Here is a 25212-nt window from a genome sequence, read left to right on the forward strand (position 1 = left end):
AATTCGTGAACGATCGTTCACGCAAAACCGTTCAACCCGCGGGGTCGCGCGGGCCTATCGCTTGCGTTATGCAATGAGATAATGACCTATCAGACATCATCGGCAGGGATGGAATAGCGGCCAATGGATGCAGTGAATGAGCGGGCCCGGAGTAACCGCACGCCGGCAGGAGCCTCACAGGCTCCCGACAGTGCGGGCGATGCGCCGTCCCGACCACGCAGTCGCCGCCCATTCCTGATTCTGGCCGCGGTCCTGCTGGTCCTGGTCATCGCCGGCGTGGTCTACTGGCTCCACGCGCGCCATTTCGCCACCACCGACGATGCCCAGATCGACGGGCCGATCCATCGGATTTCAGCGCGAATTTCCGGCCAGGTCGTCTCCGTCCCGGTGCACCAGAACGAGCACGTCACCAAAGGCCAGATCCTCGTCGTGCTCGATAACCGGACCGAGCAGGTCGCAGTGGACCGGGCCCGGGCGCAGCGCGCACAGGCGGCGGCCGATGTCGGCACCCGCCAGGCCGATCTGATGGAGGCGAACGCCAATGTCGAAGTCGCGCAGGCCGATCTGGTCAAGGCGCAGCAGGACGCCACGCGCTATCAACGGGTGAACCCCCAGGCGATCACCCGCACCAATCTCGACGCTGCAACGTCCGCCCTGCGCGCCGCCCAGGCGCGGGTGGATGCCGCCAAGGCTCAGGTCAGCGCCGCGAAAGCCGGGCTGGTGGCGGCGAAAGCCTCATTGCGGGCCGCTGGCGTCGCCGTCGAGAGCGCGCAGTTGCAACTGGGCTACACCACGATCCGCGCCCCGGCATCCGGCTCGATCGCGGAGCGCACGGTGCGAACCGGCAACGTGGTCTCTCCCGGCAGCGGTCTGATGGCGCTGGTCGGCGATCGCTATTGGGTGACCGCGAACTACAAGGAAACCGAACTCGGGCGGATTCATCCGGGCCAGCATGTCCGGGTATACATCGATGCGGTCCCCGGCATCGGGTTTCATGCCGTCGTCAGCAGCATCCAGCGCGGTACCGGCAGCGTGTTCTCGTTGCTTCCGGCTGAGAACGCCACCGGCAATTACGTAAAAATCGTCCAGCGCGTACCGGTCCGGATCACCTTCGATGACAAGCGGCTCTCGAAATATCCGGTTTCGCCGGGCATGTCGGTCGAACCCTATATCCGCATTTCCGGGAAATGAGCCTGCTCTACGCGACCGAACCGCCGCTCCCCCGCTCCGCCGCCGGAATCTACAACCCGTGGCTGATCGTGGCGATGATCGCCCTCGCCCCGTTCATGGAGGTGCTCGATACCACGATCGCCAACGTGGCACTCACCCACATCGCCGGCTCCCTCGCCGTCAGCCCGGAGGAAAGCACCTGGGTGCTGACCTCCTATCTGGTCTCGAACAGCATCATCCTGCCGATCACCGGCTGGCTCGCCGCCGTGCTGGGGCGCAAGCCGTTGTTTCTGGTCTGCATCGCGCTGTTCACCGCGAGTTCGGTGCTCTGCGCCTTCTCCACCTCGCTGACCATGCTGATCGTGGCACGGGTGTTGCAAGGCCTTGGCGGCGGCGGCTTGCAGCCGATCACCCAGTCGATGTTCGCCGATACCTTCCCGATCGAAAAGCGCGCCCAGGTCTTCGCCGTGTACGGTGTGGTGATCATCGTCGCCCCCGCGACCGGACCGATCCTCGGCGGGTGGCTGACCGATCATCTCTCGTGGCACTGGGTCTTCCTGATCAACCTTCCGGTCGGTCTGATCGCGTTCACCCTCATCGCGATTTTCGTCGACGAGCCGGTACAACTGGTGCGCGAACGTGCGGCCCGGCTCGCGGCCAAACTGCAATTCGACTGGTTCGGCCTCTTCCTGGTCGCCGCCGGATTCGGCGCCCTGCAGATATTCCTCGATAAATACTCGCTCGATGACGGGTTCGGCTCCAGCTTCATCCGCACCTTGTTCGTGGTCTGGACCGTCTCGCTCGTAACACTCGGCGTGTGGGAGTGGGGGCACCCGCAGCCCGTGGTCAATGTGCGGATGTTCAAATACCGTAACTTTTCAGTCTCCTGCATCATCATGTTCGTGATCGGCTTCATCCTGCTCAGCACCACCCAGTTGCTGCCGCAATTGACCCAGACCCTGCTGGGCTATTCCTCGGAAACCTCCGGCTTCGCTCTCGCCCTCGGTGGTCTCGCCACGATCGGACTGATGCCGATCGCGGGCATCGTCACCGGCCGGTTCGTCTCGGCCAAGGTCCTGCTGATCGGCGGCCTGGTCGAGACCGGCATCGCCCTGATCCTGCAATCGCATCTTGCACCCGATGCGTCGTTCTACACCATCTCGTTCGACCGGGTCCTCCAGGTGATCGCCCTGCCATTCCTGTTCATTCCGATATCGGCATTGTCCTATGTCGGCGTGCCGCCCGCCCGCAATGGCGATGCTTCGGCGATCATCAATCAGGTCCGCAATATCGGCGGCAGCATCGGCATCTCGTTCGTCACCACCATGCTGGCGTACCGAACCCAGTTTCACCATTCAAGACTGGCCGATGCGATCACACCGTATGTCAGCCTGCACGGCCAGACACTTCCCCAGATTGCCGCCGCCGTGCAACATCAGGCAGCATTCATGAGCTATCTCGATCTGTTCCATATTCTCGGCCTGATGGCGCTGCTGGTCTGGCCGGTCATTCTGCTGCTTGGATCGCCGGTGAAGGCCGGTCGGGGCAAGCCGGCAGCGAAAGGAGTTTCCTATGAGGCCTGAACCCATGCGGCAGCGCTTGCGACGGAGCAGCACTCTGGGCGCAGCACTCCTCACGGCCCTGGCCCTGACCGGCTGTGCGCTCGGCCCGAATTTCCACCAGCCGAAGCCGCATACCGCTGCCTCCTTTCTCACCAACCGGCCCGCGATCACCGCGCCCGACGGTGTGAGCCAGGGCAAGGTCGATCTCGCATGGTGGCGGAGCTTTCAGGACCCCGATCTGACCAGCCTCGAAAATGCCGCGATCCGGCAGAATCTCGATGTGCGGATCGCCACCCAGCGTCTCGCCGAAGCACAGGCCCAGGCGCAGATCGAAGGGGCGACACTCTACCCGAACCTCAATTTCGCCGGTTCACTCACCCGCGAAGGGCCGAGCAAGAAGGGCGTCTTCACCGCGCTGAGCGGCTCGGGGTCGAACACCAGCACCAGCACGAATGCCGCCTCGACCGCCGGCGGCTCCGCCTCCTCGATCGGCGGCGGCGGCATTCCGGGCTCGGCGATCCAGCCGTTCAACCTGTTCCAATACGGGTTCTCCTCGGTGTTCGACTTCGATCTGTGGGGCAAGAACCGCCGCGCGGTCGAGGCCTCGCTCGCCGCAGTGCAGGCCTCGCGCGATGCGCGCCGGGCGGTTCTGCTGAACACCGAAGCCGAGGTCGCCCAGACCTATATCAACCTGCGCGCCGAGCAGACCGTGCTGAGGATCACCGAAGACAACCTCAAAAGCGCCGATCATATCGCGGGCCTTACCGGTGAACGGGCGCAGGCAGGGCTCGCCAACGCGCTCGATGTCGCGGATGCCCAGGCCCAGGCCGCCTCGATCCGCTCCAAACTCCCGGCGCTCCACGCCGCGATCGATGCCGACATCAACCAGCTCAGCCTTCTGCTTGGGCGTGGTCCGGAAGCATTGCGGGCGGAACTGATCACACCGGGTTCGGTTCCGCCGGTCCCCCCGGTCGTGCCGATTGGCCTGCCGTCGCAATTGCTGCAACGCCGACCGGACGTCCGCGAAGCCTCCGCCAAGCTGCATGAAGCGACGGCGGAAATCGGCGTGGCCAAGGCCGATTTCTTCCCCGACATTTCGCTTTCGGGTTCGGTCTCCCTGCAGGCGCTGCAATTCTCGAACCTCAACCAGTTGGCGGCGGTCACCTACGCCATCGGGCCGCAGATCACCCTGCCGATCTTCGAGGGCGGTAAACTGACCGGCCAGTTGCACCTGCGCACCGCCGAGCAGAAGGCGGCGGCGATCGATTACGCCAAAACCGTCCTCACCGCCTTCCATCAGGTCGACAACGCATTGACCGCCTACGACCAGGAGCAGAACACCTACGCCGCCCTCCGCACCGAAGTAACCGAAAGCGAACGCGCCCTCGGCCTCGCGCAGGAACGGTATCGCGAAGGTCTGGCCGATTACCTGCAAGTGCTCACCGCGCAGCAGACCGCCCTGACCGCCACTCAGGCGGAAGCGGAAAGTCTGGCGCAGGTTTCGACCGATCTGGTCAAGCTGTATCAGGCGCTCGGCGGTGGCTGGCAACCGATCTATCCGGCGGCGGCGTCCTGACGCCGTTCGCCGCTGACACTGGCGCTGGACGCATCTGAAGGGATACGACTAAAAAAACCCGACAGTGGAACGACGTGGCACGGCCGGCCACCGCGATCGGTCAGGCGGCCAATTTCAAATTGAGCTGGTGCTGAATATTCGCGACCAGATTGTAGCTTTGCTCACGCGCGTTCGGATCATGGATCATCGCAGCGACCATCACCTCGTCGGGCCGGAACGTGGTGACAAAAGACTCCAACCGGTGTGCGACGGTCGAGGGCCCACCGACCATCGCATACATCAGCGCATGATCGATCTGGGCCTTTTCCAATGGCGAGCAGATCTCGTCGATCGGGGCGGGGAGGGGCAGTTTGCCGGGCCGGCCGCGCCGCAGATTGACGAAAGCCTGTTGCTGCGAGCTGAACAGATGGGCCGCCTCGGCATCGGTCTGCGCGGCGCAAATTGTGATGCAGACCATCGCATGCGGCTTCGCCAACTGAGCGGAGGGGGTGAACCGCGCCCGATAGATCTGCAATGCCGCTCCCAACAGATCGGGAGCGAAATGGGCGGCAAAAGCGAAGGGCAATCCGAGTGCGGCGGCAAGCTCGGCGCTGTAGGTCGAAGAGCCGAGCAACCAGATCGGCACGTTCAACCCGGCACCCGGAACCGCGCGCACTGCCTGATCCGGCGGCGCCGGGCGGAAATAGGATTGAAGTTCGAGCACATCCTCGGCGAAGCGGTTTTCACTGCCGGCCAACTCGCGGCGCAACGCACGGGCGGTGCGCTGATCGGTCCCCGGTGCACGACCCAGCCCGAGATCGATCCGGCCCGGATGCAACGATTCCAGCGTGCCGAACTGCTCTGCAATGATCAGCGGCGCATGATTGGGCAGCATCACCCCGCCTGACCCAACCCGGATCGTGCTGGTCACCGCGGCCACGTGAGCAATCACCACCGCCGTCGCCGCACTCGCGATGCCCGGCATATTGTGATGTTCGGCGAGCCAATAGCGATGATAGCCGAGCCGCTCGGCCTGCCGGGCGAGTGCCGCGCTATTGCGCAGCGCATCGCCCGCGGTCGCACCATCGGGGATCGGGGCCAGGTCGAGAACTGAAAACGGAATCGGACTCATGAACCTGATATAGGCAGGCAAACGATCCGGCGGCAGACGCTAAAATGTATATGGCTTATGACGCTTTGTGATGAGCCATCGCAGCTTGCAGGTTCTCGTCGAGCTTGGCGAGGAAATCCTGCGTCGTCATCCAGGGCTGCTCACGCCCGATCAGCACCGCCAGATCCTTCGTCATGAAACCGGCTTCCACGGTCTCGATGCAGACCCGTTCGAGCGTCTCGGCGAATTCGGTCACCTCCGGCGTCTCATCGAACTTACCACGATAGGCAAGGCCACGGGTCCAGGCGAAAATACTGGCAATCGGATTGGTGCTGGTCGGCCGACCCTTCTGATGTTCGCGATAATGACGGGTCACAGTGCCGTGCGCCGCCTCGCTCTCGATCGTCTTGCCATCCGGGCTCATCAGAACCGACGTCATCAGCCCAAGACTGCCGAACCCCTGAGCCACGATATCGCTCTGCACGTCGCCATCGTAGTTCTTGCATGCCCAGAGATAACCGCCGTTCCATTTCAGAGCGGAGGCCACCATGTCGTCGATCAGCCGATGCTCGTAGGTGAGCTTGTGTTTTTCGAATTCAGCCCTGAATTCGGCATCGAAAATCTCCTGAAACACATCCTTGAACATCCCGTCATAGGCTTTCAGGATGGTGTTCTTCGTCGAAAGATAGACCGGATAATTCCGCAGCAGACCGTAATTAAAGCTGGCACGGGCAAAGCCTTCGATCGAAGCCCTGGTATTGTGCATGCCCATGGCCACGCCGGGGCCCTTGAAATCATGGACGTCCAGAATGATCGGCTTGCCGCCATCGCTGGGAATATAGGATAGCTGGACCTTGCCCGGTCCGGGGATTTTGGTCTCCACGGCGCGATAGATATCGCCATAGGCGTGGCGGCCGATCACGATCGGCTCGGACCAGTGCGGCACCAGACGCGGGACGTTCCTGCAGATGATCGGCTCGCGGAAAATCGTGCCGTCGAGAATGTTGCGGATCGTGCCATTCGGGCTGCGCCACATCTGCTTGAGGCCAAACTCGGCGACCCGCGCTTCATCCGGCGTAATGGTCGCGCATTTGACCGCAACGCCGAACTCCTTGGTTGCGTTGGCGGACTCAATGGTCACCTTGTCATCAGTCGCGTCCCGATGCTCGATACCGAGATCGTAATATTTCAGATCGATCTCAAGATAGGGCAGGATCAGCTTTTCCTTGATGAACCCCCAGATGATCCGGGTCATCTCATCGCCATCCATCTCGACGATCGGGTTCCGAACCTTGATCCGTGCCATATCTCGCTCCTCCTACGAACACTGTCGTCTCTATCACCGATCGAACCAGCGGCAAGCCAGTGGACGGCAGGGCAGGGGTGTTTTAGGACCGATTCGGCATTTGGAGAGCTGAACATGACGTCGAGTATGGGGCATGCGACCGACTGGGATCGCGACGCGGCTTTGACCGCAGCAAGAATTCTGCTGGAGATCAAGGCGATTAACTTCCGGCCGGAGGAGGCCTACACCTTCACGTCCGGCTGGAAGGCGCCGGTCTATATCGATTGTCGCAAGATCATCTATTTTCCCCGTGCCCGCGCCAAAATTTGTGAGCTCGCAGTCGAGAAGCTGAATCGGCGGATCGGTTTCGAAACTATCGAAGCCGTCGCCGGCGGTGAAACCGCCGGCATCCCCTACGCCGCCTGGATCGCCGACCGGATGGCGCTGCCGATGGCCTATGTCCGCAAGAAGCCCAAAGGGTTCGGGCGCAACGCATTGATCGAAGGCGACGTCCCCGAAGGCAAGAACACCCTTCTCGTCGAGGACCTGACGACCGATGGCGGTTCCAAGATCCAGTTCGCCAACGCCCTGCGCGATGCAGGGGCGATCTGCGATCATGTGTTCGTCGTGTTCTTCTACGGCGTTTTCCCCGGCAGTCTGAACAAACTCACCGATATGGGCATCTCGCTGCACCATCTCTGCACGTGGTGGGACGTGCTCGAAGCCTGCCGCGGCGGCGATTACTTTCCCGAAACCACGCTGGCCGGCGTCCGCAAATTCCTTGAAAACCCGGTCGTCTGGTCGGCAGCGCATGGCGGTGTCACCAGCGCCGAAGAAGCCGCCGCCCATAAGGCGGCGAAGTGATCAGCGGGTAATCCGGATCGTCGTACTGAGTGCCGATTTCAGCATGGCGTTCATCGCCGTGCTGATCGCCGCTGCGTTATTTGCAACATAGAAGTCGCTGGGCGACGAAGCGCAGGACTGCAGAGCGGTTTCGTCAGGCGACATGGCGTCGGCGCTCGGAGGATTGCCCCCGTTAGTAACACTGGTCGGTTCCGCATCCTCCTGAGTCGTGATCCCGCTTGCGTTTACCAACGGATAGTCTTCATCGAAATAGGGTGTCTGGGAAACGTCTGCTGTCATATAATAGTTATTAGGTAAAGAATTATAGTCAATGTAAAGCACATATACCGTGAACCCCAGATTTTTGAAATTTTTGCAGACTGCAAGATTAGACGGATAAGTCGCGTTTTCAGCTACCGTTGATGTCATTTCTCCATTTTCCCTATTTGTCGTCGTTCCCGCCGAGCCGGAATCCTCCATCCCATCGGTCACGATGAAGATATCTTTTTGGGGAGTCGCCTGGGTATTGCCCGACCCGGCAGCGGTAATTGGACTTCCGAACCGTGTTCCATTACTATAATAGCCGGATAGAAGGTCGTTCACCGACTGGGGAAAGTCGGTCTCGCAGCACGAACTCGCTACATTGGGTAAGATCGGCGTTATCATCGACGGATTTTTGCTATAATCGATTGCATCGACGGCCGATAAAGCGGCAGACAAATTCGTCGAAGCCTCCGGATTTACGCCCGCCCCGCTTGCTTGCCCGTCTGGAAACAATGGCGATATATCAGTATTGAATTGGTAGACACCAACCGAAAACTGGTCAGGTGCCTGTTCATTCGCCTGCATTGACGATATGACATTTTCTGCCGCGCTGATGACGACGTCAATTCTTAATTCGATACCATTTTTCCGAGCAAGTCCATAAAGATCGTTGTTGTTGGGATCGGTATGACATGCGAAGCCGCACCTCAGGAATCCCCCCATTTTCCATAGGTCCAGGTATTGCGCCGATTCGCTGCGATTCTCTACCAAGCGTTGGAATGCATGGATGAGGGTGGATCATGGGAATTGCAGCATCGAAAAAGCGTGATGGTGGGCGGTTGAAGGACATCCGCGCATTCATTGACGAGTTGTATGCCCACGATCTCCACGCCAAACGCGTTGACTCCCTGTCTGCTGCGACACTGGGCGTGATGACCGGCGCGTCGCTCGCCGTCGCGATGATCGGTCAGGCGTTGGCACAGGCGCGCGGGCTGGTGACCAAGCACGCGATCAAGCAGGTTGATCGCATGCTCAGTAACGAGAGTATCGACGTCTGGGAAAGCTTCGCCCGTTGGGTACCGCATCTGGTGGGTTCGCAGACCGACATCGTCGTTGCCATGGACTGGACGGATTTCGACGGCGACGATCAGGCAACGTTGGCGCTCAACCTGGTGAGCAAGCATGGCCGGGCGATGCCTCTGTTGTGGCTGTCGATGTGGAAAGAGGAATTGAAAGATCAGCGCAACGCCATCGAGGATACTTGCCTGCGCCGCCTGTCGGAGGTTGTCCCGCCCGGCTGCCGCGTGACCATCCTGGCCGACCGCGGCTTCGGTGACCACAAGCTGTTCGCGTATCTTACGGAGCTTGGCTTTGCCTATATCATTCGCTTCCGCGGCAACATCCATGTCACCGATGCCGCAGGCGAGACGCGAACCGCGGCGGACTGGGTCGGCAAATCGGGCCGGGCGCGCAAACTGCGTGGTGCGCGCGTCACCGCCTCGCACGCCTATCAGGTCGGTGCCGTGGTGTGCGTACATGCGCGTGACATGAAGGAGCCGTGGTGCCTGGCGAGCAGTGACGCCGTGGCGTCTGCAGGGACATTGATCAAGCAATATTCCCGGCGCTGGACGATCGAACCCAGCTTCAGGGACGTCAAGGATTTGCGTTTTGGGATGGGGATGGCTGAGATCCGCATCGCCGAACCAGAGCGGCGCGATCGGCTGCTGCTCATCAGCGCGTTTGCGATGGCGCTGCTGACCATGCTCGGGACGGCAGGCGAGAGCCTGGGAATGGATCGACAGCTCAAGTCCAACACTTCGAAGACCCGCTCACACTCGTTGTTCCGTCAGGGGTGCATGCTCTATGAATTGATCCCGAACATGCCGAAGCACCGGCTACTGCCCCTGATGCGGCGGTTCACGGAAATGCTGCGCAGCAGCGGCATATTCGGCAATTCCATGCCGGCTACGTAATGAGGGGATGAGTGAGAAGCCGCACGGAGATTTTGGGCTAGTATAATTCGTCGCGCATTTTCCGGATATATTGTTCGGATTACCACCTGAGTTATAGTGTAATACATTGTTCATATTGACGTTGAGTGATGGATTGCTCTCGTCATACGCGCCCATCGAATTGATATCCGTCATGTTCATCGTCGAGGGCAAACAGACAGACAGATCTTCCATTTTTGTGATGTCACTAGGTGTTGCGCCAATATCCATTGACCCTGAGTTGTCCAGCATCATCAGAATCTCGACGTAAGAATAAGTCGAGGTAACCATTCACACCCCCCCTTTCTTGCCTCGAATGAAGCGTTAGCCGATTGAGCAACCTGATGTCTGGAAAATAGGGCGAGCGGGGGTCAGGCATCCTGGTAGTCCCACTTGATGTAGCCCTTGGTGTCGGCGGCCCATTTTTCATCGATTTCGACGAGGACGGCGCTGACGAGGCGTTCGAGGGAGGCTTCGTTGGGGAAGACCCTGATTTTGGTGGTGCGGCGTTTGAGTTCCTGCTGGATGCCGCGTTCCATGGGGTTGGAAGTGCGAAGCCGGCGCTGGTGGGGTTCTGGCAGTGTGAAGACGGTGAGGCCTTCGGGGATATTTCGTTCGAGCCAATCGGCGAGCTTTGGTGCGGTGTCGCGATAGGCATTGACGAGGGTTGTGAGAGCGATCTGGGCAGCGGCGAGGGAATTTGCGTTCCAGACGGTCCGGAGTTCTGCGCCGATGCGTTTGCGGATGGCGTGGTTGGGGGCGTGGTGGATGGCGTTTTGGGCGAGGTGGAACTGGCATCGTTGCCAGTGTGCGGCGCCGAAGACGGCGCGGCGTGCGGCGTGCAATCCGGCATGGTCATCGGAGACGATGAATTCGACGCCTCGCAGGCCACGCTGATGGAGGCTTTCGAGGAAGGCACGCCAATGGACTTCGGCCTCGGAAAGGGCGACCGAGACGCCGAGGACACGGCGGCGTTCATCGGGTCCGATGCCGATGGCCGAGAGCACGGCGGCATCGCGGACGACGCCATTATCGCGCATTTTTTCATATCTGGCGTCGAGGATGAGGTAGCGGATCTCGGCGAGGGGTCGGGTGCGCCAGGCGGCGAGTTCGTCATCGAGCAGCTTGCTGGCGCGGCTGACCTGAGCGGAGGAGAGGCTTTCGATGCCGAATTCGCGCATGACGGCCTCGACGTCGCGGGTGGAGACGCCTTTGATGTACATTTCGGCGACGGCGACCATGACGGCGCGGACCGAGCGTCGGCCGCGTTCGAGGGACTGTGGGTAGAAGGGTTCGCCCACGTGACCGGCGGTTTTGGGGACATCGACGGTGATCGACCCGGCCGGGGTATCGATCCGCTTGGGCTTGTAGCCATTGGCGTAACCCTGACGATCGGGGTTGCGCTCGTAGTGACTGGCGTGGAGGAAGCGTTCGCGCTCGATCTGCATGGCGAGTTCGAAGGTCCTGGCAAATACCGTGGCGATATCGCCTGCGCCGTTTTCGATCAGATGTTCCAAAAGTGCCTCGATAATCGTATCCTTTTTGGCGTCCATTCATCGGTCTCCATGTTGGTGTGAACAACTGCATGGAATACCAGAATGAACAGCCCTTGCCGGGGCATGCCCCGGCAAGGGCACCAACTCCCAACCCAAAATGAATTTCCAGACGTCAGGTTACACCACCGGGGTGTGAACGGTTACGCGCCTCCGGTATGTGTCGCCTTCCATACGGCATCGGGCACAGGATAGATTGCACTGTCAATTGGATAGCCAACGGAAATGGAACCATGAATCATTCTGAATACATCGTCAGTTCCGCTTATACCATGAGCAAGTTGCGGCTTTTCTTGTTTGGTGTGTTCATCGAGCAGCACGTGTTGATTTGTAAGTAAAAACTTCTTTTTGAATAGGTCAATGTAAGAACCCGTACCGGAGAGGCGTGGCAATTCATTCGGACGCTCGTAAGAAATCGGGCATACAAAGGGTGCTGTGAATGACTGCATAGCTAGTACAGCGGTGCGTGCGTGGTTCTTCCAGTCGTCGTCTGTCATTGTTTTTTCAGTCCTAGAGCTAATCAAAGTATTCCGATGCCTTAATACTGGGAGAATTTGAAAATAGAAAATTGACTACCGCCGTCGAGGACCGGCCCGGCAAAGGGTGGGTCCTCGCCATGCTCGCTGCGCTGCGCGTGGCTCTGGTCCCGGCCGCGCGATAGGGCGCGGCCGCCTTTGCCTGTCCGGTCCTCACGTCGGGGTCTGGATGGGGAAAGGAGAAAGAAAATGGGTTTCAGAAAATCGGCGAGCGTGTCGCAGCGGGACCATTATCAGGACATCACTAATCAGATTGTTGAGGCCCTGGAGGCAGGGATCATCCCTTGGCGGCGGGAATGGGATCAGGGTGCCTGTGGTGTGCCGATAAACGTCACCACCGGCAAGGCTTATCGCGGGATCAATCATCTCGTGCTGGGCTTGGCTCAGGCCGTCCGGTTCAGGGACGATCCGCGCTGGTGCTCGTACCGCCAGGCCCAGGCGAAAGGCTGGCAGGTCCGCAAAGGTGAGCGCGGCACCATGATCGTGTTTTCAAACGCGTCGAGAAGCGGGATCAGGCCGAAGGCGGCGACGAACGATCCTTCTACCAGCTTCTGAAATGCTCCACCGTCTTTCACGCCTCGCAGATCGAGGGCATCCCCGATTACGTCAGGCCGGAACTGGGTGCGGTCGCCTGGCAGCGTCCCGACGCCCTCGATGTCATCATGGCGAACAGCAAGGCCGTCATCCGTAACGGTGGCGCTCAGGCGTTTTATTCGCCGGCCACAGACCATATCCAGCTCCCACCCGCCGAGGCGTTCAGCAGTGCCGAAGGGTTCGCTCATGTGGCGGTCCATGAATTAGGCCATTGGGCCTTTGCCAAGCCCCGCCTCGACCTGACCAAAAACGGTGCGTTCGGGTCGGCCTCTTACGCCGCCGAGGAGCTGCGGGTCGATATCGCTGCTTCGATGGTGTGCTCCACGATCGGCATCGGCACGGACATCGAAAATACCGCCGCCTATGTTCAGAACTGGCTGCAACGCCTGAAAGACGACAAGCGCGAAATTTTCCGCGCCGCGGCTGATGCTCAGCGCATTGCTGACTTCATCCTGAATTTCCATCCCGAATATCGCGCTCATCTGGCCGCCGCCGAGGCCGTCACCGGCCAGGATGCCGGCGAGGACCAGCAGGAGCTGGCCGAAGCCGCATAGCCAGAACCTCGCCGCTCAGCGGCCGGGCACCTCCCCCCTAACCGACCCGAACGCCGTCCCTGTGGGCGGCGTTTTCATTTTCAGGAGATCAAAAATGCCTCTCTCAAACGAGCTGAACCAATTTGCCTTGGACCTGTTCGGCAACACCGCGTTGTCCTCCGACGCCATGGCGCCGAGCGGCCTCATCCGCATCCCCATGAAAGAGGAGGCCGCGGAAACCTATGAGAATGCCGCTCTTCATGTCGAAGATCAGATCCCGCTCGGCCTGGGAGAAAAGACAAGTCGGTCGGCGAAAAACTTTCGTTTGGACGGAAAGCGCAACCTCGCGACGGGCTGGAAATACCGCGCTCAGGACAACATCGCCGCGATCCGCACATTGCTGGCCATCGAAGCCGACGGTCGCGCCGCGACCGCTTACGAGCAGGCGATCCTGATCAAATTTTGCGCCTTCAGCAGCACCGAGCTCGCACAGAACATCTTTCCCCGCGGCAGCGAAGCCCCAAAGCAAGGTTGGGCGGCGCTGGCCGACGAGTTGGAGGCCCTGGTCTCGGCCGAAGAGAAAGCCGGCCTGATGCGCGCAACGCAATATGCCCACTATACGCCGGAATTTATCATCCGGGCGATGTGGAGCGCGGTCGCGGCCCTCGGCTTTGAAGGCGGCAAAGTGCTGGAACCGGGCTGCGGCACAGGGCTCTTTATGGCGGCAAGCCCCACGCCGATTGCAGAAAGATCTTTCTTCTCCGGCATTGAAGCCGACCTGATCACCGCGCGCATCGCCACCCTGCTTTACCCGGAAAGTGACATCCGGCTTGAAGACTTCACCAAGGCGAAGCTGGCCGGCGACTTTGACCTCGTCATCGGCAATCCACCGTTTTCCGACCGAACCCAGCGATTCTCCGGAGTCAGCCCGGCCGTTGCCCTTTCCCTGCACGATTTTTTCATCGCGCAGTCGATCTATCATCTTCGGCCAGGCGGGCTGGCGGCTTTCGTCGCCAGCCGGTGGACAATGGATAAGGGCGATCCGACCGCACGCGCGCTGATTATGAAACTGGCCGACCTAGTAGGCGCGGTCCGGCTACCTGCGGGCGCCATGCGCCAGGACGCCGGCACCGACGTTGTGGTCGACGTCCTTTTTTTCCGCCGCCGGATGGGTGGTGAGGAGGGGAACGGGGTCGACTGGATCGAGACCGGCGAGGCCGTCGCCGCGACCAACGATCATAACGCGTTTCAGGTCAACCGCTATTTTTTGGATCGTCCGGCCATGGTGCTCGGCGAACACACCTGCACGACCAGCCCGTTCGGCCTCGTCTATACCTGCGAGGGTCCGACGGGTGAGGCGTTGGAAGCCGGACTCAGCGCTGTCTTGGACACCTTGCCCAAAGGCATCCACCAGCCCCGGCCGGATTCGTTCCGCCGGCCCTCCGACCAGCCGCTGAAATTTTTCACCGCTAGCGTCGCCGATGGGGCGACGATCCGTGAGGGCAGCTACCTCGTCACGAATCACCGCCTTCACCAGGTGATCGACGGTGTGCCAACAGAAATCGCGGTTAAACGGCCACGGTCGAAAGGTGACGGCGTTCCGGTGCGTTCGGCCGAGATCATCGAAGGGCTGATTCCGATCCGCAACGCCGTGCGCGAGATTTTGCGCGCCCAGGAACATAACCGCCCCTACGCCGAAGCCCAGGTCGCGCTGCGCCGGGCGCACAGCAAATTCGTGCGCCATTTTGGTCCGATCAACCGCACCGAAATCACGACCATCACCGATGAAGATAGCGGCGCTACGAAAGAAATCGTGCGCCGGCCGAATCTGGCACCATTCGCCGACGACCCGGATGTCTGGCTGGTCGCCTCGATCGAGGATTACGACCAGGAGACTGGCAAGGCGCGCCACGGGGCGATCTTTACGCAACGGGTGATCCATCCCCCTGCCCCGCCGAAAATCGTCACTGCCTCCGATGCTCTCACGGTTTGCCTTCATGACACCGGCCGCGTCGATATGGATTTCATCGCCGAAGCCCTCGGTCTTACCCATGAGCAGGTCGAGGCTGATCTGGCGGGCGCCATCTTCCTCAACCCGGAAACCCGGCTTTGGGAAACTGCCGATGCTTACCTCTCCGGCCCGGTTCGCACCAAGCTGAAAGCGGCTCTCACGGCGGCCGAGATTGAGTCCCGCTTCGACGCCAATGTCGAAGCCTTGCAGGCAGCGCAGCCGACCGACTTAAAACCCTCGGAAATCACAGCGCGTCTCGGCGCCCCGTGGATTCCACCCGCCGACATCGCGGCCTTCTGCCGCGAGATCATCGGCATCGAAACTCAGGTGCGTCATCTGTCCGGCATCGGCACCTGGAACCTGAACACCAGCGCGTTCGCCGGCGAGGCGAGTTGCACGACGGAATGGGGGACCGAACGCCGGCACGCCGGGCTGCTGATGGATGACGCGTTGAACGCCTCCATTCCCCAGATTTTCGATGTGTGGATGGAAGACGGCCGCGAAATGGGTGGTGTAACCTGACGTCTGGAAATTCATTTTGGGTTGGGAGTTGGTGCCCTTGCCGGGGCATGCCCCGGCAAGGGCTGTTCATTCTGGTATTCCATGCAGTTGTTCACACCAACATGGAGACCGATGAATGGACGCCAAAAAGGATACGATTATCGAGGCACTTTTGGAACATCTGATCGAAAACGGCGCAGGCGATATCGCCACGGTATTTGCCAGGACCTTCGAACTCGCCATGCAGATCGAGCGCGAACGCTTCCTCCACGCCAGTCACTACGAGCGCAACCCCGATCGTCAGGGTTACGCCAATGGCTACAAGCCCAAGCGGATCGATACCCCGGCCGGGTCGATCACCGTCGATGTCCCCAAAACCGCCGGTCACGTGGGCGAACCCTTCTACCCACAGTCCCTCGAACGCGGCCGACGCTCGGTCCGCGCCGTCATGGTCGCCGTCGCCGAAATGTACATCAAAGGCGTCTCCACCCGCGACGTCGAGGCCGTCATGCGCGAATTCGGCATCGAAAGCCTCTCCTCCGCTCAGGTCAGCCGCGCCAGCAAGCTGCTCGATGACGAACTCGCCGCCTGGCGCACCCGACCCCTCGCCGAGATCCGCTACCTCATCCTCGACGCCAGATATGAAAAAATGCGCGATAATGGCGTCGTCCGCGATGCCGCCGTGCTCTCGGCCATCGGCATCGGACCCGATGAACGCCGCCGTGTCCTCGGCGTCTCGGTCGCCCTTTCCGAGGCCGAAGTCCATTGGCGTGCCTTCCTCGAAAGCCTCCATCAGCGTGGCCTGCGAGGCGTCGAATTCATCGTCTCCGATGACCATGCCGGATTGCACGCCGCACGCCGCGCCGTCTTCGGCGCCGCACACTGGCAACGATGCCAGTTCCACCTCGCCCAAAACGCCATCCACCACGCCCCCAACCACGCCATCCGCAAACGCATCGGCGCAGAACTCCGGACCGTCTGGAACGCAAATTCCCTCGCCGCTGCCCAGATCGCTCTCACAACCCTCGTCAATGCCTATCGCGACACCGCACCAAAGCTCGCCGATTGGCTCGAACGAAATATCCCCGAAGGCCTCACCGTCTTCACACTGCCAGAACCCCACCAGCGCCGGCTTCGCACTTCCAACCCCATGGAACGCGGCATCCAGCAGGAACTCAAACGCCGCACCACCAAAATCAGGGTCTTCCCCAACGAAGCCTCCCTCGAACGCCTCGTCAGCGCCGTCCTCGTCGAAATCGATGAAAAATGGGCCGCCGACACCAAGGGCTACATCAAGTGGGACTACCAGGATGCCTGACCCCCGCTCGCCCTATTTTCCAGACATCAGGTTGCTCAATCGCGAAATGCGCCAGCTCAACGCCGAAGACACCGAGGCGGCGAAGGAGAAGCTGGGGAAGATCAAGACCGCCTTTCAGAACTGGATCTGGACCGATGCTGAGCGCGCTGAACGGCTATCGCGCATCTACAACGACACGATGAACAACATGGTCCCCCGGCATTTTGACGGGAGTCATCTTAGTCTGCCGGGTGCGAGCACAGTCATCAAATTCTACCCGCACCAGAAGCGTGTCATCTGGCGCGTCATCGCCGCCGGCAGCACTTACATCGCGCATGCGGTCGGGGCGGGAAAGACGTTCTCGATGGCAGCGGCCATCATGGAGCAAAAACGCCTTGGCCTCATCACCAAGGCGATGATGGTGGTGCCGGGCCATTGCCTGGCTCAGGCCAGCCGGGAATTTTTGCTCCTATATCCGACCGCGAAAATTCTGGTCGCCGACGAGGTGAATTTCGCCAAACCCAAGCGCCAGCGTTTCATGGCGCGGGCGGCGACCGCGGACTGGGATTGTATCATCATCACGCATAGCGCGTTCCGGTTTATCCCGATCCCGGCCGCGTTCGAGCGGCGCATGATCGAGGACCAGATTGCCGCATTCGAGTCCATGCTGGAGGAGCTGGATGGCGACGACCGCATCAGCCGCAAACAGATCGAGCGCCAGAAGGAAGGCTATGAGACAAAGCTCGAAAATCTCGGCACCCGCAAGGACGATCTTCTCACCATCAGCGAGATGGGCATCGACCAGATTATTGTCGATGAGGCGCAGGAGTTTCGTAAACTCGCCTTCGCCACCAACCAGAGCACGCTGAAGGGCGTTGACCCGAATGGTTCGCAACGGGCCTGGGATTTGTTCGTCAAATCCCGCTTCATCGAGTCGATCAATCAGGGCCGATCGCTGGTCATGGCCAGCGGCACGCCGATCACCAATACGATGGGCGAGCTATACACCCTGCAACGCTTCTTCGCATCCGATATTCTGCTCCGGACCGGCCTGCATCATTTCGACGCCTGGGCGAGCAATTTTGGTGACGCTCGTACCGAACTCGAATTGCAGCCTTCGGGCACCTACAAACCGGTGACGCGCTTCTCGGAATTCGTGAACGTTCCCGAACTGATCGACATTTTCCGCAGCTTTGCGGACATCGTGCTGAAAGGCGATCTACGGGACAATCTGCGCTTGCCCCGGATCGCCACCGGCAAGCGCCAGGTCATCACAGCGGCGCCATCAAAAATGTTCAAAGCCTATCAGCGGCATTTGGATGGCCGCATCAAGGCGATCGAAAGCCGTCACGGCCGGCCGAAGAAAGGTGATGACATCCTGCTCTCCGTGATCACCGATGGGCGTCACGCCGCGGTCGATCTCCGCCTGGTTGCGGCGCATCTGCCCGATGACCCGGACAGCAAGCTCAATGCGTTGATCGAAAATGCCTGGCGCATCTACCAGGAGAACGCTGCCAACGTTTACGAAATGGCCCCGGGCGTGTCCTATGAGGTGACCGGCGCAGGACAGATGATTTTCTCCGATCTCGGCACCCTTGGCGTTGAAGCCAAGCGCGGCTTCTCCGCCTATCGCTGGATCAAAACCCAGCTCGTCGCGCGCGGCGTGCCGGCCAGCGAAATTGCCTTCATGCAGGATTTCAAAAAAACGTCTGAAAAGCAGAGGCTCTTTGCGGCATTCAACGCCGGCAAAATCCGCTTTCTCATCGGTTCCACCCAGACCATGGGAACAGGCGTCAATGCCCAGAAGCGGCTGAAGGCCCTGCACCACCTCGATGTGCCCTGGCTACCCTCCGACATCGAACAGCGCGAAGGACGGATCGAACGGCAGGGCAATCAGAACGAGGAGATCGAGATTTACGCCTATGCCACGCTGACCTCGATGGATGCGACGATGTGGCAGAACAACGAGCGCAAGCAGCGGTTCATCGAAGCCTCGCTCAGCGGTGATCGGTCGGTCCGCCGGTTGGAGGATGCCGGAAGCCAGAGCAATCAGTTCGCGATGGCTAAGGCCATCGCATCTGGCGACCAGCGGCTGATGCAGAAAGCCGGTCTCGAAGCGGAAATCGCCCGCCTCGTCCGGCTGCATGACGCGCATATTGACAACCAGATCGCGGTACGCCGAACCATTACCGATGCGCGCGAGACCATCGCGTTCAACCAGCAGCGGATTGGTGAGATCACCCAAGACCTGGCCGTGCGTCAGGATACACGCGGCGAAAATTTTGCGATGCGCCTGAACGGTAAGAATTTTACCGAGCGCAAAGCCGCGGGAAGTGCGATTTTGAAGGCTGTCATGGAGGCTGCCTGGGATGACGCTGCCAAGGTCAACGGGGAGATCGGTGGTTTCCCATTCTCGGTCCGTCTCACCAGAGACCGGAAGGCCGCGATCATGGCGAGCCACATCGTGATCCAGCGCAGCCATCATCGCGACAATGTGGAAATGCCGGACGACCCGACTGCTTTGGGCGTCATTGCCCGTCTGGAATCCGCCCTCAGTCGGTTCGAGGCGCAGCGCGAGGAGTGCGAAAAGCGGCTCGCCGACGCAACAAGGCGGCTGGCTGACTACGAGCCCCGCCTCGGTCAGCCCTTCGATCTCGCCGGCGAACTGGATGCCAAGCGGGATGAGCTGAAAGCCATCGATCAGGCGCTGGCCAGCAAACCAGAGGAAGACGCAGCCAGCATTGCGCCAGCGCCCGAAGACGCCGATTTTGGGCAGTTCATCCTGCTCCCGCCCAGCGACGATGATGACGTTGAGCCTGCCGACGAAATGGCCGAGGCCGCGTAGCCGGGCGGCTCCCTCAGCCTGAAGGCTGAAGAAAATGAAAAGCGAAAAATAAAACGAACTCGCAGGGCCGGTGGAAGGCCAATGCTGCGCTCCATCGCAGCCTGCGCAATCCGGCCCGGCCCACCGCCGGGCAGGATCGCTCGCCTGCAATGGTGCCCTCCCCCCTGCCCTGCATCGGTCGTGGTGGAGGTCGGAATGATCCGAACCCCAAAAACCCAAAGGAGATAAAAAAATGGAGTTGAGAAAAATTGATCCTTCTATCCTGAAGGAAGACCCGCACAACCCGCGCCAGAGTCCAGTGATCCCGGCGCTGGAAGATCAGCTTTACGCGAATATCAAAGCGGTTGGGCTAATTCAGCCGCCGATTTTTAAGGAAAAAAATGGCGAATTCCTTATTGTTGCTGGCGCGCGGCGCGTGCGCGCCTGCATTCGCGCCGGGCTCACGGAAATCGACGCCCTCTACACCGAGCATGATGACCGGACGACGATGATGCACAGCTTCGCGGAGAACGTCGTGCGCGCTGGTCTCGGGACGGTCGACACATGGCGCTATATAGAAGCCATGGCCGGGGCGGACTGGAACGAGGAAGCCATCGCTGTTTCGCTCAACATCCCGCCGCGCACCATCCGGCGCCTGCGGCTCTGCGGGAGCATCCACCCGGCCGTGCTGGACCAGATGGCCAAGGGGGATGAACCCAACGAAAGCCAGCTCCGGACCATCGCCTCCGCGCTCAAGGAGGATCAGGCCGAGGCCTGGAAGAAGCACAAACCCAAAAAGAACGAACGGACAAGTTGGTGGGATTACTCCCGCGCCCTGGACCAGCGCCGGCTCTATGCCCGGGATGCTGCTTTCGACGATACGCTCGCCAAAGCCCATGGGATCGTGTGGCTGGAAGACCTGTTCGCTGAAGGTGACCAGGACAACCGCTACACCACGCAGGTCGATGATTACCTTGGCGCCCAGCATGAACACATGTCCAACACGATGCCAAAGAAGGGCGTGATCCTGACCCTCGACAGCAGTGGCGATCCGAAACTGCCGCCGAAAGCCGAGCGCAACTATGGCCCGCCCCGAAAGGGCGACATTCTCGGGCACTATGTCAGCGATCGCACCGGCAAGATCGAGGTGATCGCCTATCGGATGCCCGAGGAACAGGCCAAATCTAAAGCCGCAGGCAAGAAAGGCGAGACCAATGCTATCGCCGCGCCCATCGAGGGCATCGCCGTCAAAACCCGTGCGCCCGTCACCCAGGCCGGCATGTCGATGATTGGCGATTTCCGGACCGCGGCCCTGCACAAGGCGTTTGCCGAGGATGAAATTGATGATCTGACGCTGATCGGACTGCTGGTCCTCGCAGTCTGCGGTAACAATGTCGACGTACGCACCGGCATTGATGATGAGGTCCTCCGCGTTCGGGGCCGCGACATCCTTGCCGCCAGGATCGCGGCTGATGGGGTTCTGACGGCTGACCCGGAAACCCTGCGCCAGACCGCGCGCGATGCGCTGCGGATCGGGCTTAGCCTGCGCGACACCACATATGGGGGCAATAGCGGGATGGTCGCACGTGTCGCCGGTGTCGCCGTCAACGCGGATCGTCATCTCCCCACGATGGGTACGGAGGAATTCATGGCCTGCCTCTCGAAGAACGAGATGGAAGCGGTGGGTTCGGCCAATGGCGTGCTGCCGCGGCAGACCGGCAAGGCCACGCGTGCAGCCGTCATCGAACGGCTGAAAAACGAGACCTATGTCTATCCCCCTGCCCGTTTCGCGCTGAACAAGGATGAAAGCGAAGTGCTGGCTGACCGTGCCAAATCCGCAGGCCGGTTCGCGCACAGTCTTGGCAATGACGGGGATGGAGACGCTCAGGCGGAGACCGATTTGGACACGCCGCCCTGGGATGAGCCCGAAGCCGAAGCGGCTTAAACCGACCGGGCCCTCGCCGGCCACCTCACCACCAAAACAGGAGTGACCATGAAAACGACCGTCCTTGCGACGGTCGCGCCTTCTGGCGCGACCCGGTCTCAGCTTAAGAATGCCGTCAGCCTCTATGGGTTGACGCTGAAAAAATCAGACGAAATTTCTGCCCGTTTCTGGGAGATCGTCAATCGCCGTATCAACGAAGCACCGGAGCTGGTGCAGATGCTGGCCGATGGCTACCAGCCGGAAATGACCGGCGGGGGTTGCCTCGCCTGGCGCAAGAATTTCCATGACGGCAGCTATCTTTTCATTACTTATTACGAGCATGACATCGGCGGTGAGCCCGAGGATCCCGTTTGGATCGTCGGGCGCTACACTGACCATGGCGACGAAAATTGTGTCGAGGCGGGTGAGTTTTTGGCGGATGTCCGACTAGCCGACGCCACTGCCTTCGCGCGCGAACTTGAGGTGATTTACGGCCATCAATGTTGCCATCTCGCCAAGCGCCTGGTCAGGGAGACTGGCATATAAAGCGAATTTTCTTTGCTGACAGAGCTACGGCAGCTACGCGCTTCATCCCAATCGTAGAGCATCACGATCGACCCAACCGAAACCAGACATTCGTAAATTACGCGCTTCTTCCTCCGATAGGCCGTAGGCTGAGGAAAAATGAGCTCAGTTGGATTTTATATCGTTCGAAGGATCTGTTCCCGCTCGTGCTTGCGCGGACAGATGCGCGATAGGTAAATTCCAGCCGTGTCTGATCGCCATAAAGCGGAGGCCGAAGCACAACGCCCCTCCTATAAGTGCCGAAACTTCATACGAGATACCTAACATATCGCCGACAACCACGATGGACGCGCCAGCCAATGCTGCAACAGCATATAAGTCACTGCGAAGCACATGAGGGATTTCTGCAAGTAGAACGTCTCGCGTCACGCCGCCGCCGATGCCGGTCAGCATGCCTAGCAGAGCTGCCATAACTGGGCTTAATCCAAACTCAATCGCCTTCTGGGCTCCAGCAACGGCAAAGAATGCTAGTCCCGCCGCGTCGAATAGTAGTACGGGACTACGCAGGCGGTCGACGCCGGAATACCAAAAAAATGTAATAAGACCTGCAATGACTGAAACCAGCAAATATCTAATCTCGCTTAGGGCGGCCGGAGGCACCGCGCCAATCAGCACGTCACGCGCAATCCCACCGAAATTCCCCGTGACAAATGACAAGACAAGGATTCCGAAAATATCGAGACGACGATTGACGGCGGCAACCGCTCCACTAATCGCGAAGACGAAGGTACCGCCCAGATCAAGAATAGGCACAAAAAGTTGAACGGTTGCCATGGTCGCTCCGAAGGTGAGACCTTGTTATTTTGAAAGAATCTGTTTGGGATAGCGACCATTCGAAGATAAGAGTCCCCAACGCAAACAGCCGGCAACAGACAGTATTTCAGCCTGCCTCAAGCCAAGCCAATGCGCCAACAACCAATGTTTCAACGCCGGTTTCCATGGTCGGGTGCAGTACAGGGGCGAATTGCGGGCTGTGGTTGACCGGCAGTTCATTCAGCTTACCAGCCGCCTTCGCGTCGGCATAGGTTTTCGGATCATTCCCGCCCACGAACCAAAATACCGAAGGTACATGCCATGCCGTCCCAAAGCAGCCAAAATCCTCGCTGGCCGGCGCCGGCCCGGTGTGCTTGACCCGCTCGGGAGAAAAATAATCACGAAAAGCCGCGGCGATTCGATTGCTCGCTGTTTCATCATTGACGTTAAGCGGATAACGGTCGAGCGGCGTAATCTCTGGTTTGCGCGGCGCGCCGGAGGCTTGCGCCTCGGCGTTGACGATCCTTTCGATGGCCGCGAGCACGTGCGCGCGCACACCGGCATCGAAGGTTCGGACATTGAGCTTGATGATCGCTTCATCAGGGATAACGTTCTCCTTCGTGCCGGCCTGCAACACGCCAACCGTGACGACGGCTGCATCCGCCGCGGCAATCTCGCGAGACACAATGGTCTGGAGCCGCAGAACGACAGACGCCGCCATGACAACCGGATCGATACTTGCCTGCGGCATGGATCCATGAGCGCCGCGGCCGAACAGACGAATTTGCAGACTATCTGCCGCCGACGTGATGGGTCCGGCACTGCCGGCAACGGTGCCAGCCGGCCCGACCATAACATGTTGGCCAAGGACCACATCGGGCATGGGGAAGCGTTTCAGGAGACCGTCATCGATCATCGCCTGCGCACCTTGCGCGGTCTCTTCTCCCGGTTGGAATACGACCATCAATGTGCCTTTCCAGGCGTCCCGCGCCTGCGACAACAATGTCGCGGCTCCGATCAACCAGGCCACATGCATGTCGTGGCCGCACATATGGCCCACCGGCACGGTATTCCCCTCGGCATCCGTCGCCGAAATCTTGCTTGCATAGTCAAGGCCAGTGTTCTCGGCGATCGGCAATGCGTCCATGTCGGCACGTAGCATCACGGTCGGGCCTTCGCCATTACAGAGCAATCCCACCACACCGGTAACGCCAACCCCCGTCGTCACCTCGTAACCGGCTTTCGCGAGCCGATCGGCGGCGATGCCCGCGGTCCGGGTCTCGTGCATCGACAATTCCGGATGGGCGTGGATATCTTTATAAGATGCTTCAAGGTCGGGTAGCAGCGCGCTCAGGTTCGCCAGCACGGCGGACGCATTTTTTAGCGAATTTTGGCCGGCCATTGTGATCTCCGTCTGATATCCATGGGTTGCCAGTATCTGACCGTGAAATTGAGCTTTCCCCGGAATTTGGACCAATTCGCGGGCTTTATCCAGCGTCTATTAAGCTATCCCAAACTCTTCTTTGATACTCATCGTAATCAGTTCATCGAAATCATCGGCAATTTTCAGACCTTTAGCTGCCGTTGCGGAACAAGCTTTCGACAGCACACCTGAGGGTGGAATGGGGCCAAGGTTCGTCGGATAGACATCATAGGGCGGAAAGTTCGCCGGCTGTTCGTCTACTAGCCTGTCCATGTGCACGAGTTCGGGATGAAAATGCAGCATCAGGGACGTCTCGAAAACCGCCGCATGCTCCAATGCCCATCCGGGAAAACCATCCGGAAACAGCATCTGCAGCGTCTTTTCAGGAATGAACTCAAAATAATCGATTTTCAAAATTTTGAAGTCATGAACACCCCGGCATCGCATGTCCTGCAGAGCCAGATCGATGGCTTCGACTTCAAACATGGCATTTTCATAATGGCCATTCATAATCACGAGCTTACGGCAGCCGTGCCGGGCGAATTCGAGCAATACATCCTTCAGCGATCCGATGAGACTGGCGGCGGACAGACTCGTTGTTCCAATATAGTGATTGCCGCCACCCGAGCGCGGCTGTGATTTGTAACCATAAGCGAGACCGGGCGCCACCAGTCCATCCAAATTTTTCGCGATCATCTTTGAGATCGCCATGGGAAGAAAGACATCGACTCCCAAAGGCATATGATGCCCGTGCTGTTCGGTGGCGCCGACTGGAAGAAACACAACGGCACCAGCCAGAATCCTTTGTCTATATTCGGGCCACGACAACTCGTTCATCATGATACTCATAACGTCTTATTCCTTGTTCTATGGGTCTTAAATGGCACGTGCCGGCAC

At 59.9% G+C, this 25212-nt stretch carries 19 protein-coding genes and 1 pseudogene; 12 read left to right on the plus strand and 8 right to left on the minus strand.

Annotated features, from left to right (window positions below; genetic code table 11):
• Nucleotides 1-123 precede the first annotated feature (123 nt).
• From SIL87_RS06425 to SIL87_RS06435, 3 genes are read left to right on the plus strand one after another with little or no spacing between them, the layout of a single operon-like run.
• Complete coding sequence (locus tag SIL87_RS06425) at nt 124-1191, plus strand: HlyD family secretion protein (protein ID WP_319613362.1); 1068 nt, start codon at nt 124-126, stop codon at nt 1189-1191.
• The gene (locus SIL87_RS06430) at nt 1188-2753 is read left to right on the plus strand and encodes a DHA2 family efflux MFS transporter permease subunit (RefSeq protein WP_319613363.1); all 1566 of its coding nucleotides are present in this window, start codon (nt 1188-1190) and stop codon (nt 2751-2753) included. Before SIL87_RS06425 ends, SIL87_RS06430 begins: the two co-directional genes overlap by 4 nt.
• Complete coding sequence (locus tag SIL87_RS06435; protein ID WP_319613364.1) at nt 2743-4308, plus strand: efflux transporter outer membrane subunit; 1566 nt, start codon at nt 2743-2745, stop codon at nt 4306-4308. The genes SIL87_RS06430 and SIL87_RS06435 overlap by 11 nt, the downstream gene beginning before the upstream one ends.
• Before the next feature lie 100 nt (nt 4309-4408).
• Here SIL87_RS06435 and SIL87_RS06440 read toward each other — a convergent pair whose 3' ends face one another.
• Both SIL87_RS06440 and SIL87_RS06445 read right to left on the minus strand, forming a co-directional pair.
• Nucleotides 4409-5419, minus strand: a complete 1011-nt coding sequence (locus SIL87_RS06440; RefSeq protein ID WP_319613365.1) for an LLM class flavin-dependent oxidoreductase — start codon at nt 5417-5419, stop codon at nt 4409-4411.
• A 55-nt stretch (nt 5420-5474) separates the two neighbouring features.
• Nucleotides 5475-6704, minus strand: a complete 1230-nt coding sequence (locus SIL87_RS06445) for an NADP-dependent isocitrate dehydrogenase (RefSeq protein ID WP_319613366.1) — start codon at nt 6702-6704, stop codon at nt 5475-5477.
• Nucleotides 6705-6818: 114 nt separating this feature from the next.
• Between SIL87_RS06445 and SIL87_RS06450 the strand changes: the two genes are divergently transcribed.
• The gene (locus tag SIL87_RS06450; RefSeq protein WP_319613367.1) at nt 6819-7547 is read left to right on the plus strand and encodes an orotate phosphoribosyltransferase; all 729 of its coding nucleotides are present in this window, start codon (nt 6819-6821) and stop codon (nt 7545-7547) included.
• On the opposite strand, the gene SIL87_RS06455 is transcribed toward SIL87_RS06450, so the two are convergent.
• Nucleotides 7548-8561: a hypothetical protein gene (locus SIL87_RS06455; RefSeq protein ID WP_319613368.1), complete on the minus strand. Its 1014-nt coding sequence runs from the start codon at nt 8559-8561 to the stop codon at nt 7548-7550.
• A gap of 29 nt (nt 8562-8590) precedes the next feature.
• Here SIL87_RS06455 and SIL87_RS06460 point away from each other — a divergent pair, with 29 nt between their 5' ends.
• The gene (locus SIL87_RS06460) at nt 8591-9763 is read left to right on the plus strand and encodes an IS4 family transposase (protein ID WP_319612376.1); all 1173 of its coding nucleotides are present in this window, start codon (nt 8591-8593) and stop codon (nt 9761-9763) included.
• A gap of 389 nt (nt 9764-10152) precedes the next feature.
• Here SIL87_RS06460 and SIL87_RS06465 read toward each other — a convergent pair whose 3' ends face one another.
• Together SIL87_RS06465 and SIL87_RS06470 are read right to left on the minus strand one after the other, a co-directional pair.
• Complete coding sequence (locus SIL87_RS06465) at nt 10153-11334, minus strand: IS256 family transposase (RefSeq protein WP_319612316.1); 1182 nt, start codon at nt 11332-11334, stop codon at nt 10153-10155.
• A gap of 143 nt (nt 11335-11477) precedes the next feature.
• Nucleotides 11478-11831 (minus strand): hypothetical protein, encoded by a 354-nt coding sequence (locus SIL87_RS06470; RefSeq protein WP_319613369.1) that lies wholly within the window; start codon nt 11829-11831, stop codon nt 11478-11480.
• 228 nt (nt 11832-12059) lie between these two features.
• On the opposite strand from SIL87_RS06470, the gene SIL87_RS06475 reads away from it, so the two are divergent.
• The 7 genes and pseudogenes from SIL87_RS06475 (at nt 12060) to SIL87_RS06505 (ending at nt 22100) form a co-directional block, all read left to right on the plus strand.
• Nucleotides 12060-12425 carry an ArdC family protein gene (locus tag SIL87_RS06475; protein WP_319613370.1) on the plus strand — a complete coding sequence of 122 codons (366 nt, stop codon included), beginning with the start codon at nt 12060-12062 and terminating at the stop codon, nt 12423-12425.
• A gap of 107 nt (nt 12426-12532) precedes the next feature.
• Nucleotides 12533-13018: a zincin-like metallopeptidase domain-containing protein gene (locus SIL87_RS06480; protein WP_319613371.1), complete on the plus strand. Its 486-nt coding sequence runs from the start codon at nt 12533-12535 to the stop codon at nt 13016-13018.
• 94 nt (nt 13019-13112) lie between these two features.
• Nucleotides 13113-15530 (plus strand): N-6 DNA methylase, encoded by a 2418-nt coding sequence (locus SIL87_RS06485; protein WP_319613372.1) that lies wholly within the window; start codon nt 13113-13115, stop codon nt 15528-15530.
• 115 nt (nt 15531-15645) lie between these two features.
• Nucleotides 15646-16827: an IS256 family transposase gene (locus tag SIL87_RS06490; RefSeq protein ID WP_319612316.1), complete on the plus strand. Its 1182-nt coding sequence runs from the start codon at nt 15646-15648 to the stop codon at nt 16825-16827.
• Between the two features lie 43 nt (nt 16828-16870).
• Nucleotides 16871-19651: pseudogene (locus SIL87_RS06495) on the plus strand (helicase-related protein); the annotation flags it as partial.
• A 232-nt stretch (nt 19652-19883) separates the two neighbouring features.
• Nucleotides 19884-21575: a ParB/RepB/Spo0J family partition protein gene (locus SIL87_RS06500; protein WP_319613374.1), complete on the plus strand. Its 1692-nt coding sequence runs from the start codon at nt 19884-19886 to the stop codon at nt 21573-21575.
• A gap of 48 nt (nt 21576-21623) precedes the next feature.
• Nucleotides 21624-22100 (plus strand): hypothetical protein, encoded by a 477-nt coding sequence (locus SIL87_RS06505; RefSeq protein WP_319613375.1) that lies wholly within the window; start codon nt 21624-21626, stop codon nt 22098-22100.
• Nucleotides 22101-22244: 144 nt separating this feature from the next.
• Here the strand turns inward: SIL87_RS06505 and SIL87_RS06510 are convergent, their stop codons facing one another.
• The 3 genes from SIL87_RS06510 to SIL87_RS06520 all read right to left on the minus strand — a co-directional run bounded on the left by SIL87_RS06510 (nt 22245) and on the right by SIL87_RS06520 (nt 25164).
• Nucleotides 22245-22913: a trimeric intracellular cation channel family protein gene (locus SIL87_RS06510; RefSeq protein ID WP_319613376.1), complete on the minus strand. Its 669-nt coding sequence runs from the start codon at nt 22911-22913 to the stop codon at nt 22245-22247.
• 106 nt (nt 22914-23019) lie between these two features.
• Entirely contained in the window at nt 23020-24294 is a 1275-nt protein-coding gene (locus SIL87_RS06515) for an amidohydrolase (RefSeq protein ID WP_319613377.1), read from the minus strand.
• Nucleotides 24295-24393: 99 nt separating this feature from the next.
• Nucleotides 24394-25164 (minus strand): creatininase, encoded by a 771-nt coding sequence (locus SIL87_RS06520; RefSeq protein ID WP_319613378.1) that lies wholly within the window; start codon nt 25162-25164, stop codon nt 24394-24396.
• Nucleotides 25165-25212: the final 48 nt, after the last annotated feature.

The sequence above is a fragment of the Acidiphilium acidophilum genome, assembly GCF_033842475.1.
In the GTDB taxonomy this organism is placed as follows: domain Bacteria; phylum Pseudomonadota; class Alphaproteobacteria; order Acetobacterales; family Acetobacteraceae; genus Acidiphilium; species Acidiphilium acidophilum.